We start from the raw sequence: 15,474 nt of genomic DNA, 5'->3' as shown, positions 1-15,474 counted from the left end.
TCGACTGCTCGAACTCATCGGGCGCGGGTCAGTATTCCGCCCGGCACCGACACAAATCACCCGGTTTTCCTGCCGATACACCCAGCACCCTTACTGGAAACCGCTGGTCAGGACCCTCTACAGCCCTACGCGAATCCCAATCGTGAGCCTGGTCACTCCAGGCGATCCGCGCTCGCGGACTGTCCCGACACGGACGTCCGAGTGAAAACCTGCCCGCCGCAACCCCGAACGCGACGCTCGCGCCGGGGCCGCGGCGTGTCGGCGGCATTGCCCGGCTACCGCGGCAGGCAGCGGCTAGGGCTCGAGGTCGGCCACTCCTCTGCCGGTCGAAATATCGAACGGCACAGAAGCCTGGTCGTGCGTGATCAGCCAATCGCCGTCGATCTTCCGGAAGCAGAGCGTGACCCGGACCCACATACCGTTCGTCGCCACCCCGTTCTGCAGCGTGCCACTGAGCCGACCGAAGGCGTGTCCGAATGCCACATCGTCGCTCACGGTGAGGGCCAGGTCGCGAATCTCATAGGCCACATCATGGAAGAACGTGAACGCCTTCGCCCAGTTCTTCGCTTTCGCGTCGATACCGACATGCTGCAGCGGAGGCTCGACGTCGAAGGAGACGACGTCCGTTGCGTAGAGCTGCTTCACGCCCTCGAGATCCTTGGCCCCGATTCCTTCGGCCAACTTGTCGATCCGCCGCCTGATCTCGGCTTCGTCCACTGCGCGTTGCGCGGGCGCCGATACCACCGAACCAACTCCGTGATCGTTGGCAGTCATTGCATCCTCCATTCGATGAATTTCCGGCCGCGAAGCGGTCTCTTCTGCGGGATCACCCGACGGCGACCGCGGCAGCGGCGCGCAAAGGTGCGAGGGCGACGCTCCACGCGACGACCTGATCCAGCGTTTTGCCCAGGGCGGCGGCATGGTGCTCGCCCGGTACGAAGGTGGTGTGGTTCTCGAAATCGGTGAGCACCGAGATCGCGACCTGATAGCCCACGTCGGCCATGCCCAGCGTGCCGCAGACCGTCCGCAACTGCACCACCGCGCGGGCGCCGCCGTTCACGCCGTAGGAGACGAATCCGACCGCCTTGTCGACCCACTCCGCGAACAGGTGGTCCAAGGCGTTCTTCAGCACTCCGGGGACGCCGCCGTTGTACTCCGGGGTCACCACCACGAAACCGTCGAACGGTGCGATGCGCTCGGCCCAAGCGCGGGTATGCGTGTTGACGGACGGGCCGAACATCGGCGGCACCGCTTCGTCCAGGTGCGGCAGCGGGTGGTCACGCAGATCGATCAGTTCGAACTCGGCGTCGCCGCGCTGCGATGCCACGTCCATGACCCACCGGGCGACCTGCGAGCCGTTACGGTTGGGTCGGGTACTGCCGAGAATGATGCCGATTCTGGTCATTTCCGGAACTCCTGCTTCGCTGAAAGTGTCACGACCTTCCGACGACACAGCCGTCCGGAATGTCAGGCTGTCTCACAAATCGGGTCGCTGTCTCGTCGATTCGGTAGGGCCCGCGTCGACCGAAGGAGCCGATACCCATGACCGACCCGCACCTGCGCTCGGTGATCAGTGAACGCCGTCAACTGATCAATCTCGCCTACCGGCTGCTCGGCTCGTTGGCCGAAGCCGAGGATGTGGTGCAGGAGACCTACCTGCGCTGGTACGCGTTGCCCGAGCGGCAGCGGCAGGAGGTGGCGGCGCCCGGCGCCTGGTTGACGACGGTCGCCAGCCGCATCTGCCTCGACCTCCTCGGCTCGGCGCGTGCCAGACGGGAACGTTATGTAGGCGAATGGATTCCCGAGCCGTTGCCCGACCGTTCCGAATGGCTCGGTGGTCCCTCCCCTGCTGATCCCGCCGACCGGGTCACCCTCGACGAGTCGATCAGTATGGCGTTCCTCGTCGTCCTCGATTCCATGACACCGGCCGAACGGGTCGCGTTCGTCCTGCACGATGTCTTCCGCTACTCCTTCGCCGAGGTCGCCGAGATCGTCGGACGCACCCCTGCGGCTTGCCGCCAACTCGCCTCTTCCGCCCGCCGCCGCATCAGCACCGCGCAGGGGCCGTCGGGAACCCGGCACGCCGAGGTGATCAGGGACTTCAAACGAGCCTGGGAGACACAAGACATCGAAGCTCTGATCGGGCTGCTCGATCCGAACGCGACCGCGACCGCCGACAGCGGCGGCCTGGCCCCGGCCTTCCTGCACCCGATCAACGGCGGCGAGCGGATCGCCCGCGCTTGGATCGGAATCGCCGCCCGATCTCCCGAGGTGACGTTGCTCGAGCGCACGGTGAACGGCCAACCCGGCCTGGTGGCGCAGCTCGCCGACACCATCGTGTCGGTCTACGCCTTCGACATCGCCGACAACCGGATCACCCGCATCTGGGCGATCCGGAATCCGGAAAAACTCAGCCTCTGGGCAGCGGGCTGAACGACTGCTCCGGGGTCGAGAGTCGACGGATCGCCGCAGGCCTCTTGACGCTGGAGGGGCGCGCGAGCGCGGTACGGCCCTACTTACAGAGCAAGGCCGTGCTGCCGACGGTCGAGTCCATCACGATGTACCCAGCAGGTTCGCGCACGGCCCCCCAGAGCCGACTCGAATCAGCGTCGACCCGCGGCGCGGTCGTCTGCGCTACGAGTCGATGGGCGAGGTGTTGAACAGCAGCGGTATGGGTTTCAGCTGCCCGCGCTGCCGGTGGAAGGTCGCGCCCTGCGCAGTTCGCAGGCCAGCCGGTCGGCGTCCGGCCGGTCCTCGCCGGAACGGGCGCAGCCCTGCGAGGTGTAGCCCCGTTCGTTGTAGCCTTGCCGGTCGTAGCCCCACCTGTCGTAACCCCAGCGGTCGTAGCCCCAGACGTCGAAGCCGTCGGGTCCGTAGGGGTCTTCCGGCTCACGAGGTTTCGTAAATGACGGAGTCGTCACGGGCGGTTCGGTCGTGACCGGCGGAACACTGGTGACCGGCGGCGTGGTCGTCACCGGCGGCACGGTGGTGACCGGCGGCGCGGTCGTCACCGGCGGCACGGTGGTGACCGGCGGCACCGTCGTCACGGGCGCGATGGTGACAGGTGCGGTAGTAGCCGGGGGTTGATCAGGGGTTGCGAATGCCGGTAAGACCAGCGCGGCCGGAGCAAGCACCACCGTCCCGGCGACTGCGGCCAGCAGGACCGACTGTCGAACCGTGCGCCGACTTCTCCTCCAATGAGACATCGTTGACCTCCAACTCAACATAAGCGCGCTCGCCGCACCCGAGTCCCCTATCGGTCGAATGTCCAAATTTGCTACACAGCAGGGAGTTTCGCTTCCCCACCCGTGACGGGGAAACCTGCTCAACGCGCGGAGATGGCCGAACCCTCCCATGGTGTGATCTGATCAGGACCACGGAGTTCGACGCACACGATCATCGGCATGTGCGCGCGTTCGCGAGATCAACTGCTGGCCGACGTTGCGCCGTTTCGAAACGAGCCACAGTGGACGCGGCCCGTGCCGGCGCTTACACGGTGAACGGGCAGTCGGTCCTGGCGGCCTTCCGAACCGAGGTCGAGGCAGCGGGCTCGGCCTCAGCTTGCTGCCGCCAGCACCCTCCAGACCTTTCTGGAACGCGAGCGGGCCTGCGGAGCCGCGTATTCGATTCGCTGGCGCGCTTCGTGGGCACTGATCCGCAGCAGATCAGTCAATAGCTCCACGGTGTCCCGATAGCCGGTGTCTGCGGCGAGGCCACGACGTTCGGCTTCGGCGACGGCTGCGCGCATGGCAGCATCCAGTCGCCTCCGACGGCGTTCGGTTTCGACGAGGGTGCGCAGCAAATCGACATCGGCCAGTTCCGGCCATCCCGGTGCTGGAGCATCCGGCGCCGCCGCGATCGAATGTATGTTCACCCGAGCCAGCTTACCTCAGTGTCGAACACATGTTCGACAATTCGATACGCCGAGCCTGGCGTCACTGTCGGTGCGCTCTTGGCGGCCTGGTGGCGCGGCGCATTCGCACGGCATTCGACATGAGCGCTGATTTTCGTACCGGAACCTCGGCTCATCACACTCGGCGTATACAGCATCGATCTCGAGGCAGTGCCTGCCGGGCCTCAGCACCGCACAACCGACGAAACCGGGACGAACGCGCACTGTTCGGAATCATCATGGTGACGCCGTTGGACGACTCGGTCAGGTTTCGACACGACCGGTCGACGAAACGTTCGGTGGCGAATTCTCGGCGAGGTCCGATCAGTGGACCAAACGAATGAAGCCCCTGACCATATTTCCTGGTCAGAGGCCTATTCTTGCTCCCCCATCTGGACTCGAACCAGAAACCTGCCGATTAACAGTCGGCTGCTCTGCCAATTGAGCTATAGGGGATTGCCCTTGGCTCGTCCGGTTGGTATCGGGCGGGCCGAGGAGAAACTCTAGCGTATCGCTGGGCGGAGGCCCAAATCGCGGCGCTACCTGCTGAGTTGTCACTGAGAGCGGGGGTGTCGCTACCGAGTGTCCGGATCGACAGGCGTGTGGGGTGTCGGGCAGGATGGGGGCGGCGAACTGGCAACTGGGAGGAGCACATCGAGATGCTGCGGTTGATCATCGGCGTGGCGGCCGGCTACGTACTCGGCAGTAAGGCCGGGCGGGCTCGCTACGAACAGATCAGCGCCGCTACCCGCGCGCTGACCGAGAGCCCGGTGACCCGCAAGCTCGTGCTCGTCGGCAGGCAGAAACTGGCGGACAAGCTCAGCACCCGCCCCCGCCTCGAGCCGATGGAACCGATCGATGAGCGGACCACCGTCCTGGTACCGCACGACCAGCTCCGTCGCTGACCCCGCACATGCTGTGACCGATGCTCGCACCAGTCGGACTGTGTGGAGCAATCACGGACCTGATCGGCCCTAGGCCCCGGTGGCGAAGTCCCCGTGGTTGCCCATCGCCTGGGTGAGCAGGCTCTTGCGGTACTGCTCGAGGGCGACGAGGTCGCCGAAGAGGGCGTAGTAGGCCTCCGGCTGTTCGGTCGAGGAGACCCGCTGGAGCTTGGACTTGAGTTCGGCGATCTGCCTGCCGACCCAGGCCTCCTGGGTGCGCGCCAGGACACCGGCGACGAAGCGCGGGATGTCGGACTCCGACTTCACCGGCAGCGGCTCGTTGGCCAGCTCCGACAGCAGGGCGCGCACGGTCAGGTCCTCGGTGCGGTCGGCGACGGCGTTGACCCATTCCGCGCCGCCGAGCCCGGCGGCCGTACCGCCCGCCTCGGCGATCAGGCCGCGAAGGACCGAGTAGGCGGGGTGGGTGAAGGCTTCGGCCTCGAGCGCGTCGAAACCCGCTCCGGCCATCGCCGGGTACTGGAGTGCGGCGGCGAGTACCTGACGTTGCGGCAGCAGGGTGGGATCGTTCGGATTCGGCCGTGCCGCAGGATGTTCCGCGACCACCTGGCGCGGCGCGGGCGCACGCCCCGCGCCCGCCTGCCCGCCGCCGTTGCGGTTCCGCTTGGCTTCCTCGCCGACGCGGCGCACCACGGTCTGGATGTCGTCCCAGCCGACCCACCCGGCCAGTTTGGTGGCGTAGGCCTTGCGCAGGGCGTTGTCCTTGATCTGCGCGACCACCGGCACCGCCCGGCGCAGCGCCTCCACCTGGCCCTCCGCGGTGTCCAGGTTGTGGTCGGCCAGCAGACCGCGAATCACGAACTCGTACAGCGGGGTTCGGCGGGCGACCAGATCGCGCACGGCGGCGTCACCGGAGTGCTGCCGCAGTTCGCACGGGTCCTGCCCGTCCGGCGCGATCGCGATGTAGGTCTGACCGGCCAGCTTCTGATCACCGGAGAAGGCTTTCAGGGCCGCCGCCTGGCCCGCGGCATCGCCGTCGAAGGTGTAGATGATCTCGCCGCGCCAGAAATTGTCGTCCATCATCAGGCGGCGCAACAGGGCGAGGTGGTCGTCGCCGAATGCGGTGCCGCACGAGGCAACGGCGGTCTTTATCCCGGCCAGGTGCATCGCCATGACGTCGGTGTAGCCCTCGACCACGACCGCCTGGTGCCCCTTGGCGATCTCGCGCTTGGCGTGATCCAGGCCGAAGAGCACCTGGGATTTCTTGTACAGCAACGTTTCCGGGGTGTTGATGTACTTACCGGGCATGGTGTCGTCGTCGAAGAGCTTGCGGGCGCCGAAACCGATGACGTCACCGGACAGGTTGCGGATCGGCCACAGCAGCCGCCGGTGGAAACGGTCGATCGGGCCGCGCTGCCCCTGCTTGGACAGCCCGGCCGCCTCCAGCTCCTTGAAGTCGAACCCCTTGCGAAGCAGGTGTTTGGTGAGCGTGTCCCACCCTGCCGGGGCGTAACCGCAGCCGAAGTGGTGCGCGGCAGCGGCGTCGAAGTTGCGATCGGTGAGATATTTGCGCGCGGTCTCGGCTTCCGGCTCGCGCAGCTTGGCAACGTAGAACTCGTGCGCGGCCGCGTTCGCCGCGACGAGCCGGGACCGGGTGCCGCGATCGCGCTGCACCGAGGTGCCGCCGCCCTCGTAGTTGATCTGGTAGCCGATCCGGTCGGCCAACTGCTCGACCGACTCGACGAACCCGACGTGCTCGATCTTCTGCAGGAAGGCGAACACGTCGCCGCCCTCGCCGCAGCCGAAGCAATGGAACAGGCCGTGATTGGGTCGCACGTGAAACGACGGCGACTTCTCGTCGTGGAACGGGCACAGGCCCTTCATGGAGTCCGCTCCGGCGCGCTTGAGCGCGACGTACTCGCCCACCACGTCTTCGATCCGGACGCGCTCGCGTATTGCCGCGATATCGCGATCAGGAAGTCGTCCGGCCACGGCAGAGAGTCTAGGCGAAGCCGGGGCCGACGCGCCCGGGCGGCTCGGCACCGCGAGTTCCGGGCGAAGGCGCCCTCGAGCGGGGAATCACGAGCGATCCAGTTCCGCGCGGATCGCCGCGACCGTTTCCGCCAGACGTGACTGGTGGGAACCCTGCCAGTAGATCCGGCCGCAATCACGGCACTGCCGGAAAATGTCGTAGTAGCGACGGGTGAGCGGTTCGAGGCGGTCCTCGACCTCGGCTTTGTCGACCTCGGCGACCACGCCGCCGCAGCGCAGGCAGCGGGTGAACGGATCCAGGCACGCGACGAGGTCGAGCCGCCGGATCACCTCCACGACCTGCTCGATCGGCTGGTCCGACCAGATGTAGACGCCGTGTGTGACGTTGCGGCGCTTCAACAGCCCTCGGTCACGAGTGAGCAGGATCCGGTGCTCGGCCGCGGACGCCTCGGCGAGTTCGGCGTCCTCGGCCTCCCACCGGCAGTGCACGTCGAGACCCAGCAGCCGCATCAGCTTGGCGAGACCGCCCAGATTCACGTCGGCGAGGAAGCGCGGCTCCCGCAGCGGATGCGGGCGGACCAGCGTCACCCGGCCGATGTCGAGTGTCTCGAACACGGGATACGCGGTGATCCGCCCGCCGAGGCGCGGGTGATGGTCGAAGTCGACCGGTTCTCCGTCGACGAGGACCAGGTCCACTTCGGTGTGCGGAATGCCCGCGGCCTCGATGACGTCCTTGACGGTCTGGTGCGGGCGGCACGGCCGACGCAGCACGGTGTAGCGCTCGCCGGGCCGCAGGAAATCGTTCAGCTCGGCGTAGACCCGGAGATCGACGCTCATTCGACGAACAGCGCCATCGATGCGGTGAATCCGTGCAGCGCGTTGCGGCCCGCGATGGGCCCGATCTCACCGGCGGCGAAGAAACCGGCGAGCGGGATGCCGTCGAGCAAGTCCTCGATGGTCGTGGCGTCGTGGTCCGCCACACCGAACATCCGGCGGCCGCGTCCGTTGCACGTGAACAGCAACGCACCGGCCGGACGTACGGAAAGGTCGGTGCGCGCACGCGCCAGCGCGTTCCGCAGGTCGTGGTCGGCTCCGACCGCGTCGCGGACCTGGAATTGGACGGTGGTGCCGACTTCCACGACCTCACCCACCTCGATCGCGCCGCTGGACGGATCGGCGCCGAGCAGACCGCGGATCAGGAAGTCGCCCTGCCCGGGCTCGGCCAGGTGCTCGTCGACGACGAACCCGATCTGCAGGCCGCGCGCGAGCTCTTCCTGCTGGTCGGGTGGCAGCACGGCGACGATCTGACGCAACCGCTCGATCGGGGACAGACCGCCGAGTCCGGTGATCACCGTGCCGTCCGCGCCGGTGACCGTGTAGGGGTTGCCGATCGGACGGCAGCCCTGGGACACGATCGGCACGTTGTGCAGGCCGGGAAGACGCACGCCGACCGCGCCCGAGGTCACCACGGCGTGGTCGCGGAACAGGCGGCTGCCTTCCGGGCCGTGGCCGCCGCTGACCAACCCGCCCATCACGACGGTGCCGGGCAGATCCGTGTTCACGTACTCCAGCAGCAGATCGGCCGGAAAGGAGTAAGGGTCGGGCAGCAGCAGGTGGAAGTCGCGTGCGGCCTTGTCGAAGCGATAGCCGGCGAGGAGCCCGCCGCTGGCCGTGCGAAGGAAGTCCAATTGGAAGGTTTCGGCCGCGGGCAGTCCGGAGGCCAGCCACACCGCCACCGCGGGTTCGTCCTCGATTTCACGGCGACCCGCCACTACCGCCTGCGCCACGCATCCGATCAGAGCGGGCACCCGGACCGTCCGGTGGACGCCGGAGAGCACCTCGACGGCGTCGTCGGTGTGCACGCGGGACGCGAGCAGCACAGCGAGCGACGGCGCTTCGCCCGCGATCTGGTCGCGGGCGCGCGCTGCGGCCTCCATGCCCGCTCGCCGCGCTTCGGGCGCGGTGGAGAGCCCTACTCCGATCCGCACCCTTCCATGGTAGCCAACCTGCGGCTTCAGTGAATTCACTTGTCGCACAGCGCTTTTCATCGGCATTGCCGAGCCGGTACCGCCAAGTGGCCCGATGCGCGGGGCGGGCCGGAGATTTCTCAGCTCCACGAGCGGAGCGACAAGGGCGACGAACAGGTTGCGAATCGATAGCTGTTCGGCGGCGGCGACGCACAATCGATCTTCCCAGCCCGGAGAGGTCCGGCGCATTTGAGCGACAATAGCCGCGACCACAGTCTGTTTTCGGTCACCCGGGATCAGAGTGTCGGCGCGGGCCGGGCGCACCGCGGCAAGACCTGATGAGGACAGGCGGGAGACATTGTGAGTCAGCCGTCGCGGATCGACACGGGCGAGCTGCGCGCGATGGTATCCACCTTGGAGCGGCTCATTGCCGACGCCTCCCGGACGGTCGGCGAACTGAAGGCAGCCATCGCCTCCGCGGAAGGGCTCGTCGACGGCGACCGGCTCGATCATGCCGAAGCACTGCCTGTCCTGGCGCCCGCACCGGAGAGCCGGGTGCTTCCGCCGGAGTCATCGGCCGAGCCCGCGCCGAAGGCGATGCCGACGCCATGGTCTCGGAAGACCCAGGAGACGCCCTGGTCCAAGCGGGTGGTCCGGCCATACCCGGCGGTGCCGGGCACACCGGTTCGCGTATCCGCGGGCCGCGAGATCGGCGTCTCGGCAGAGTTGTCCGCACCCGTACGCCGACCGGCCGCAGGGCATCACCCGCAATTCGAACCGGCAAGTCACCGGACCGACGCCCTCGACGAGCCGGCATCCGTCCGGCGCTCGGTCGTCGCCGAGGGCCCTGCACCCGCAGTCACCGTTGCTCCGGCGTCGATCCGGCGGACGGACCGGGGCGAGCACGCCACACCCCGTCCTCGGATCGATACCGCATCCGGCCGCCGGTCCCCTGACGGCCGCCCACCGAATCAGCCGACCGTCGCCGCACCCAGCCCACCGGTCGAAAGAGCGCACCGCACCGAGGACATCCCGCAGATCGGGGACCCGCGCCACGAGGTATCCGCTCCGCGGGCCGACAGAGCCGGCGGTCTTCCGCCGCGTCTGGACATCGAGATCGCCGAAGACTCGATACCGCGACCGGAGAACGAACAGCCGACCCTCGCACCGGGCCCCCGGAGCGGGTCTGCACCGGCCCGGCCAACCGATTCCACCGGCGCCTCCGCACAGACCGACTCCACGAGCGCCACCGTTGAGGAGCACCGGACCTCAGCGTGCCGGACCGATGCCGAGGACAACCACGAACCCGTCCGCGCGACGAACGGCACGCAACATCCGAAACCGATCCGCCGAACGGATTCGCCGGAAGCCATCGCACCACCGCGACATATCGGTACGGCTGACGACACCCCGTCCGCTCCGGAGACCGGCCCCGCATCCCGTCCAAAGCCCGTCCCGCCAACGACAGAACCTGCGCTCCCTGAACGCACCGATGACCCCGGGCACCTGGCCCCGATCCACGCCACCGGCGGTGTCGCACCCATCGAAGAAGCCGACACCCCGCATCTTCCGGCGGTCACCCCGCAAGACGACACGACCCTCGGCACCGCAACCACCCCGACGTCCGGTATCGCGGACGACTCGCCGCTCCCGTTCCAGTTCGACACCCCACCCCATCCGGCACGGATCGAGTCCACCCATCAGTCCGGCAGCGCAGGCGAGCTCGCACGTCGCCGAAGAACCGGCCAACCCACGCCCACTCCGAAGACCGACGCCGCGTCCTCCCCTCAGAGCGATCGCCCCACCGACTCCGCATCCCTCCAGGTTCCCGACGCCGCACCTACACCGTCGATCGACTACACGAACCTCTCCGGCCGACAACCGCCGATCAGCACCCACGCCCTGGAGCCCCACCCACCGACGGACACCGCCGAGGAGACGACACCCGCACCCGCAGCTACCACGCTCCACCCCGAACCGAAACCCCAGATCGACGCCACAGAGCACCCCGCCGCCAAGCGGCAGACAACCTCAACGCCCGACCAGCCGATCGACAGCGCACGCCTTTCCGGCCGACAACCGGCAGCCAGCACCCACGCCCCGGTGCCCCACCCACCGACGGACACCGCCGAGCAGGTTGCACCGTCCCCGCAGGCAGCTACCACGCTCCACCCCGAACCGAATCCGCAGAACGGCGCTACGGACCACCTTGCAGCCGAGCAGCAGGCAAGTTCAACGCCCGGCCGGTTGATCCGCAACGCGAACCTCCCCCAACCCACGATCAGCGCCGACGACTCGGCACCTCACCGATCGACAGACTCCACCGACCAGGCGGCACCCGCCCCGGCAGCTACCGCCCTACGCTCCCAGCCTCTTTCCCCGATCGACGCCACGGCCGAGCAGCGGGCAGGCTCCGCGCCCGCCCGGCAGGCGGACGCCACCGACGAACCCACGCGGCGGCAAACCGATAACTCTCCAGGCTCGCCCGGCCTTCCGTGGATCGACGCACTGCGCTTTTCCTGGCTCGACGCCTCGCCCGGCCCGCAATCCCCTCCGCCGAGCGCTGCTACGACCGACCCCATCCCGGTCCACCACACCGGATCTCACCCACGGACCCACAAGGCAGGCAGCTCCACCCAGCAGCCGGGCAGCACAGACAACTTCGAACCCAGTCGCAACACCGGTCACACCGCAGACCCCACGAGCCGGGGCGATTCCGCGCTCGTCCCTCCGCCCGACCGCGCCGAGGCTGCCCCGCTCGACCGGCAGACCGACGCACCTGGCCAGCCCACGCCGATCGAGGACAGCGGTGCCGCGCCCCGACCCGGACATACTCGGCAGACGGACACCGTTGACGGGTCCGATCTTGTCGACACTGCTCATAACTCGACACGATCGCCACGATCAAACGTCGCGCGCTCTCGCCAGGCCGTCGCCCGCACCGCCAGCCCGGAGAATCACATCTCGGTTCGCCGGAGCGATTCGGCCTCATCGCCGCAGACCGCCGGCGCAGGCGTACCCGTCCGACGACCCGACCCCGCGTCCGCCCGGAAATCCGGTCGCGCACCCATCGAACGCAGCGCCACCGCACACCGTCCCGCAGTCGCCGAGCAGGCCGATACCCCCGATCCGGCCGAAGCACTCCGAATCGCGCGGGAGATGTCGGCGCGGCATGGATTGGAAGTCGTCGGGTTCGATACCGCGAATGTCGGTGTCCAGGTGGTCCGTGAGATCGCGTCCACTATCGATGAGCTGCTCACGAAATACCCGATGCCGCTGCGGGGCGTCGAGCTCACCGACGACGCGGAATCGCGCCCGAGACCGGAGCGCGAGCCGACCGCGGAACAGTCGGCCGATGCCGCGATCTGGATGCTCTTGGACCGCGCCGCCTTGTATCCGCCGCGGTCGGCTCCGGTGGAAACACGCCGGATCTTTCGTCGCCGCGGGCCTGCCGAGCGGCCGGTGTACACGGCGGTGGTGCGCGAATTCGCGGGGGCTCTGGACGTCGCCGGTGGGTTCCGGGCTCGGCAAGAAGCTTTGCGAACTTTGATCAACGAGTCGCTGCGCGGCGGCGGCGGTGGTCTCGGCCTGCTGGATCCGGGCCGGGCCTTGATCGACGGCTTCACCGAGGTGATTCTGCGGGGCGAACGAGCGAGCGCTTCGGCCAAGGAATTGCACGGCGCGCTGGTGAAAATGGCCCGAGCCGAGTCCTCCGACGATCTGTCGGCGTGACGCCACCGATACGGGTCCAAAAGGCGCACCTGGACAATCGCCCTTGACCCCGCGCACGGCCGGAGCGAAGGCGGAGGTACGCAGAAAAGGCACTCTCGGACGTAGTCCGTCCATAGCCCCGCGCACGGCCGCAGCGAAGGCGGAGGTACGCAGAAAAGGCACTCTCGGACGCAGTCCGTCCATAGCCCCGCGCACGGCCGCAGCGAAGGCGGAGGTACGCAGAAAAGGCACTGTCGGACGTTAGTCCGTCCATAGCCCGCGCACGGCCGGAGCGAAGGCGGAGGTACGCCTAAATCTTCAACTCGCCCGCGACTCGCTCCAGGCGGCTTTCGGTGTAGGAAGCGATCTGGTCCACCACGACGCGCACGCGGGCGGTGTCATCGGTGGCGGCGTTCCAGAACGGCAGCAGCAGCGGATCGAGTCTGCCGGGAGCGGTGGCCAGCAAGCGTTCGGCCACGGCGAGGATGCGTTCGCGTTGGGCGGCCTGCCGCAGCCGGTGTGCCGGGTCGGACATCACATAGCGCAGTGCGACGGTCTTCAGCAGCGCCACCTCGGCGGCGACGATGCGCGGCACTTCCAGATCCGCGTTGTACCGGGACAGCGGTTGCGGACCGGACACCTCTTGGGTCGCCATGATCGCGGCGGTGGCGAAGCGGCCGACGAGCTCGCTGGTGAGGCGCTTCAGCGCGACCGAAGCGGTGAACGTGCCGTCGTATCCGGACGCGGCCGCGACCACGGGCAGTTCCGAGAGCCGTTGCGCGGCGGCGATCAGCTCGTCGGCGGCCAGCGAGTGCTGGAACTGGCCGAGCGCGGCCAGCGCGTCCTGTTCGGCGGGGTCGGCCAGCGCGCGCAGATCGATCCGGCCCGCGAGGACACCGTCCTCGACGTCGTGCACCGAGTAGGCGACGTCGTCGGACCAGTCCATGATCTGGCATTCGAGGCTGCGGCGCCGATCCGGCGCACCCTTGCGGATCCACTCCAGGCGCTCGGTGTCGACCTCGTAGGCGCCGAATTTGGTGCCGGGACCGGTTCGCCCCCAGGGGTACTTGAGGGCGGCGTCGAGTGCGGCGCGAGTGAGGTTGAGGCCCGCGCTGGCGCCGTCGGCCTCGAGCACCTTCGGTTCGAGGCGAGTGAGGATGCGCAGGTTCTGCGCGTTGCCTTCGAACCCGCCGAAGGCGTCGGCGAAGGTGTCGAGCGCTTTCTCGCCGTTGTGGCCGTAGGGCGGATGGCCGATGTCATGGGCCAGACCGGCCAGGTCCACCAGGTCCGGATCACAGCCGAGTCCGTCGGCGATGCTGCGGCCGATCTGGGCGACCTCCAGCGAATGGGTCAGCCGAGTGCGCGGGGTGTCCGCCTCTCGCGGTCCCATGACCTGCGTTTTGTCGGCCAGTCTGCGCAGCGCCGCGGAGTGCAGCACGCGGGCCCGGTCGCGGGCGAATTCGGTGCGGTGGCCGGTCTCGAACTCACTGCGCGGCGGCCCGAGCCCCGCGGTCTTGGCGCCCTCGACGACGAGGCGTTCGGTGTCGTGATCGGTGTACCGGGCGCTCATCGAGCCTCACTGTCCCGCCGTGTAGGTGAAATCCGCCGAGAAGTGGGTGAGCTGGTACCACAGCAGGGCGCCGGTCTCCCTGGCGATGCCGTGCGCCTGGGATTCCCGCGTGTAGACGGCGGGACCGGTTCTGGTGGGGGCGGTCCACGCCGCCAGCCCCTCGTCGCGGGCCATGGTGCGGGTGCGCAGCGAATGCCAGGGATCGCTGACCAGCACCGCCGACGACATGTCCCGCGCCCGCATCGCAGTGACCACCGCTTCGATGCTGCGCAGGGTGTCCGATCCGGTCTCCACGGCGAGGATCTTGTCGGCGGGCACGCCGCGCGCCTGCAAATAGTTCTTGCCCGAGGCGGCTTCGGTGAACAGATCGCCCTCCTGCTTGCCGCCCACGGTGATGACGCGCGGAGCGACACCCGCCCGGAACAGCTTGTACGCCTGATCGAGTCGCGCTTCGAACACCGAGGACGGCGTTCCGGAGTACTGCGCCGCGCCGAGCACGACGATCGCGTCGGCCTTCGTGTAGTCGTCGATGCGCGCGACCTGCCACACGCGGAAGGCGGTCCCGCCGACCAGCACCGCGCCCATCACGACGGAGCCGACGACGAGCCGCCGGGTCCAGCGCAGCAACCCGGCGCCGAAGCCCTGTGGGCGGGCAGGTTCGGGCGCCGGGACGGCTCGGGTGCGCATCGTTGGCAAATCCACTCCCCAAGTCTGCCAAAAGCCGCGCAGGCCCCGGACCGGTTACCGTCAGGGGCGGTTACCAGCCGCGGTCTCGCCAAGCCGGAAGGCTGGGACGCTCGGCGCCGAGGGTGGTGTCGTCGCCGTGGCCGGGGTAGACGACGGTGTCGTCGGGGTAGCGGTCGAAGAGCTTGGCCGAGACGTCGGTGAACAGCGAGCCGAAGTCCTCCGGGGAGGTGGTGCGCCCGACGCCGCCGGGAAACAGCGAGTCCCCGGTGAACAGGTGAGTGCGTCCCGCCCCGTCGGTGAGTGCGAGGGTGATCGACCCCGGCGTGTGGCCGCGCAGGTGGATGACCTCGAAGACCAGATCGCCGATGGTGACGGTGTCGCCCTCGGCGAGCAGCCGATCGGGGCGGACCGGCAGCGGGTCGGCGTCGAGCGGGTGCGCCGCGGTGGGAGCGCCGGTGGCCGCGGTGGTCTCCCGCAGCGCCAGCCAGTGGTCGCGGTGCTGATGGGTGGTGACGATCAGCTGGACCTGCCCGGGCGCCTCCTGCTCGACGAGGGCCGCGATGCGGGGCGCCTCGTTGGCGGCATCGATGAGCAGGGCCGCGCCGGTGCCGGTGCACTGCACCAGGTAACAGTTGTTGTCCATGCCGCCGACGGACATCTTGACGATGCGGGCGCCGGGAACGTCGCGTTGCTGCGGATTCGAATCCGGTGACACGTGGCCGCTGTACGGGCGATCGATGGTGATCACGAAAT

General features: G+C 68.4%; 14 protein-coding genes and 1 tRNA gene. 4 read left to right on the top strand and 11 right to left on the bottom strand.

The features are described 5' to 3' along the window. Nucleotides 1-294: 294 nt before the first annotated feature. On the bottom strand, nt 295-786 hold the full coding sequence (locus ACFV2O_RS18685; protein WP_379252883.1) for a YybH family protein: 492 nt from the start codon (nt 784-786) through the stop codon (nt 295-297). Nucleotides 787-826: 40 nt separating this feature from the next. Beyond that, nucleotides 827-1,405 (bottom strand): NADPH-dependent FMN reductase, encoded by a 579-nt coding sequence (locus ACFV2O_RS18680; protein ID WP_379252882.1) that lies wholly within the window; start codon nt 1,403-1,405, stop codon nt 827-829. Between the two features lie 137 nt (nt 1,406-1,542). Here ACFV2O_RS18680 and sigJ point away from each other — a divergent pair, with 137 nt between their 5' ends. After that, complete coding sequence (sigJ, locus tag ACFV2O_RS18675) at nt 1,543-2,433, top strand: RNA polymerase sigma factor SigJ (RefSeq protein WP_379252880.1); 891 nt, start codon at nt 1,543-1,545, stop codon at nt 2,431-2,433. A gap of 245 nt (nt 2,434-2,678) precedes the next feature. Here the strand turns inward: sigJ and ACFV2O_RS18670 are convergent, their stop codons facing one another. Next, nucleotides 2,679-2,921 (bottom strand): hypothetical protein, encoded by a 243-nt coding sequence (locus tag ACFV2O_RS18670; protein ID WP_379252879.1) that lies wholly within the window; start codon nt 2,919-2,921, stop codon nt 2,679-2,681. A 13-nt stretch (nt 2,922-2,934) separates the two neighbouring features. Here ACFV2O_RS18670 and ACFV2O_RS18665 point away from each other — a divergent pair, with 13 nt between their 5' ends. Beyond that, nucleotides 2,935-3,087: a hypothetical protein gene (locus ACFV2O_RS18665; protein WP_379252878.1), complete on the top strand. Its 153-nt coding sequence runs from the start codon at nt 2,935-2,937 to the stop codon at nt 3,085-3,087. A gap of 469 nt (nt 3,088-3,556) precedes the next feature. Here ACFV2O_RS18665 and ACFV2O_RS18660 read toward each other — a convergent pair whose 3' ends face one another. Together ACFV2O_RS18660 and ACFV2O_RS18655 are read right to left on the bottom strand one after the other, a co-directional pair. Beyond that, on the bottom strand, nt 3,557-3,748 hold the full coding sequence (locus ACFV2O_RS18660) for a hypothetical protein (protein ID WP_379252877.1): 192 nt from the start codon (nt 3,746-3,748) through the stop codon (nt 3,557-3,559). A 527-nt stretch (nt 3,749-4,275) separates the two neighbouring features. Continuing rightward, a tRNA-Asn gene (locus ACFV2O_RS18655) sits at nt 4,276-4,348 on the bottom strand. Nucleotides 4,349-4,551: 203 nt separating this feature from the next. Here ACFV2O_RS18655 and ACFV2O_RS18650 point away from each other — a divergent pair. Beyond that, nucleotides 4,552-4,797 (top strand): hypothetical protein, encoded by a 246-nt coding sequence (locus ACFV2O_RS18650; protein ID WP_039796811.1) that lies wholly within the window; start codon nt 4,552-4,554, stop codon nt 4,795-4,797. Nucleotides 4,798-4,866: 69 nt separating this feature from the next. On the opposite strand, the gene dnaG is transcribed toward ACFV2O_RS18650, so the two are convergent. The 3 genes from dnaG to ACFV2O_RS18635 all read right to left on the bottom strand — a co-directional run bounded on the left by dnaG (nt 4,867) and on the right by ACFV2O_RS18635 (nt 8,774). Next, nucleotides 4,867-6,786, bottom strand: coding sequence for a DNA primase (dnaG, locus tag ACFV2O_RS18645; RefSeq protein ID WP_379252876.1), 1,920 nt, complete (start codon nt 6,784-6,786; stop codon nt 4,867-4,869). Nucleotides 6,787-6,873: 87 nt separating this feature from the next. After that, nucleotides 6,874-7,623, bottom strand: a complete 750-nt coding sequence (locus ACFV2O_RS18640) for a Mut7-C RNAse domain-containing protein (RefSeq protein ID WP_356964917.1) — start codon at nt 7,621-7,623, stop codon at nt 6,874-6,876. Beyond that, entirely contained in the window at nt 7,620-8,774 is a 1,155-nt protein-coding gene (locus tag ACFV2O_RS18635; protein ID WP_379252875.1) for an FIST N-terminal domain-containing protein, read from the bottom strand. The genes ACFV2O_RS18640 and ACFV2O_RS18635 overlap by 4 nt, the downstream gene beginning before the upstream one ends. Before the next feature lie 339 nt (nt 8,775-9,113). Here ACFV2O_RS18635 and ACFV2O_RS18630 point away from each other — a divergent pair, with 339 nt between their 5' ends. After that, nucleotides 9,114-12,485: a hypothetical protein gene (locus ACFV2O_RS18630; RefSeq protein WP_379252874.1), complete on the top strand. Its 3,372-nt coding sequence runs from the start codon at nt 9,114-9,116 to the stop codon at nt 12,483-12,485. Nucleotides 12,486-12,774: 289 nt separating this feature from the next. Here the strand turns inward: ACFV2O_RS18630 and ACFV2O_RS18625 are convergent, their stop codons facing one another. The 3 genes from ACFV2O_RS18625 to ACFV2O_RS18615 form a co-directional block, all read right to left on the bottom strand. Further along, a complete protein-coding gene (locus ACFV2O_RS18625) occupies nt 12,775-14,034 on the bottom strand; it encodes a deoxyguanosinetriphosphate triphosphohydrolase (protein ID WP_379252873.1) in 1,260 nt (419 codons plus the stop codon). 6 nt (nt 14,035-14,040) lie between these two features. After that, nucleotides 14,041-14,721: a YdcF family protein gene (locus ACFV2O_RS18620; RefSeq protein ID WP_355072969.1), complete on the bottom strand. Its 681-nt coding sequence runs from the start codon at nt 14,719-14,721 to the stop codon at nt 14,041-14,043. A 70-nt stretch (nt 14,722-14,791) separates the two neighbouring features. After that, nucleotides 14,792-15,469, bottom strand: coding sequence for an MBL fold metallo-hydrolase (locus ACFV2O_RS18615; protein WP_364427421.1), 678 nt, complete (start codon nt 15,467-15,469; stop codon nt 14,792-14,794). Between the last annotated feature and the right edge of the window lie 5 nt (nt 15,470-15,474).

Origin of the sequence: Nocardia sp. NPDC059691 (assembly GCF_042733915.1) — a bacterium.
Classification (GTDB): Bacteria; Actinomycetota; Actinomycetes; order Mycobacteriales; family Mycobacteriaceae; genus Nocardia; species Nocardia sichangensis.
Note: the sequence above shows the minus strand (reverse complement) of the source record. Positions and strands in the feature narration are given on the sequence as shown.

What these genes read in the sequence shown, in the direction of transcription:
- ACFV2O_RS18685 (WP_379252883.1), bottom strand. Translation starts at nt 786, where the DNA reads ATGGAGGATGCAATGACTGCCAACGATCACGGAGTTGGTTCGGTGGTA.
- ACFV2O_RS18680 (WP_379252882.1), bottom strand. Translation starts at nt 1,405, where the DNA reads ATGACCAGAATCGGCATCATTCTCGGCAGTACCCGACCCAACCGTAAC.
- sigJ (WP_379252880.1), top strand. Translation starts at nt 1,543, where the DNA reads ATGACCGACCCGCACCTGCGCTCGGTGATCAGTGAACGCCGTCAACTG.
- ACFV2O_RS18660 (WP_379252877.1), bottom strand. Translation starts at nt 3,748, where the DNA reads ATGCGCGCAGCCGTCGCCGAAGCCGAACGTCGTGGCCTCGCCGCAGAC.
- ACFV2O_RS18650 (WP_039796811.1), top strand. Translation starts at nt 4,552, where the DNA reads ATGCTGCGGTTGATCATCGGCGTGGCGGCCGGCTACGTACTCGGCAGT.
- ACFV2O_RS18640 (WP_356964917.1), bottom strand. Translation starts at nt 7,623, where the DNA reads ATGAGCGTCGATCTCCGGGTCTACGCCGAGCTGAACGATTTCCTGCGG.
- ACFV2O_RS18625 (WP_379252873.1), bottom strand. Translation starts at nt 14,034, where the DNA reads ATGAGCGCCCGGTACACCGATCACGACACCGAACGCCTCGTCGTCGAG.
- ACFV2O_RS18620 (WP_355072969.1), bottom strand. Translation starts at nt 14,721, where the DNA reads ATGCGCACCCGAGCCGTCCCGGCGCCCGAACCTGCCCGCCCACAGGGC.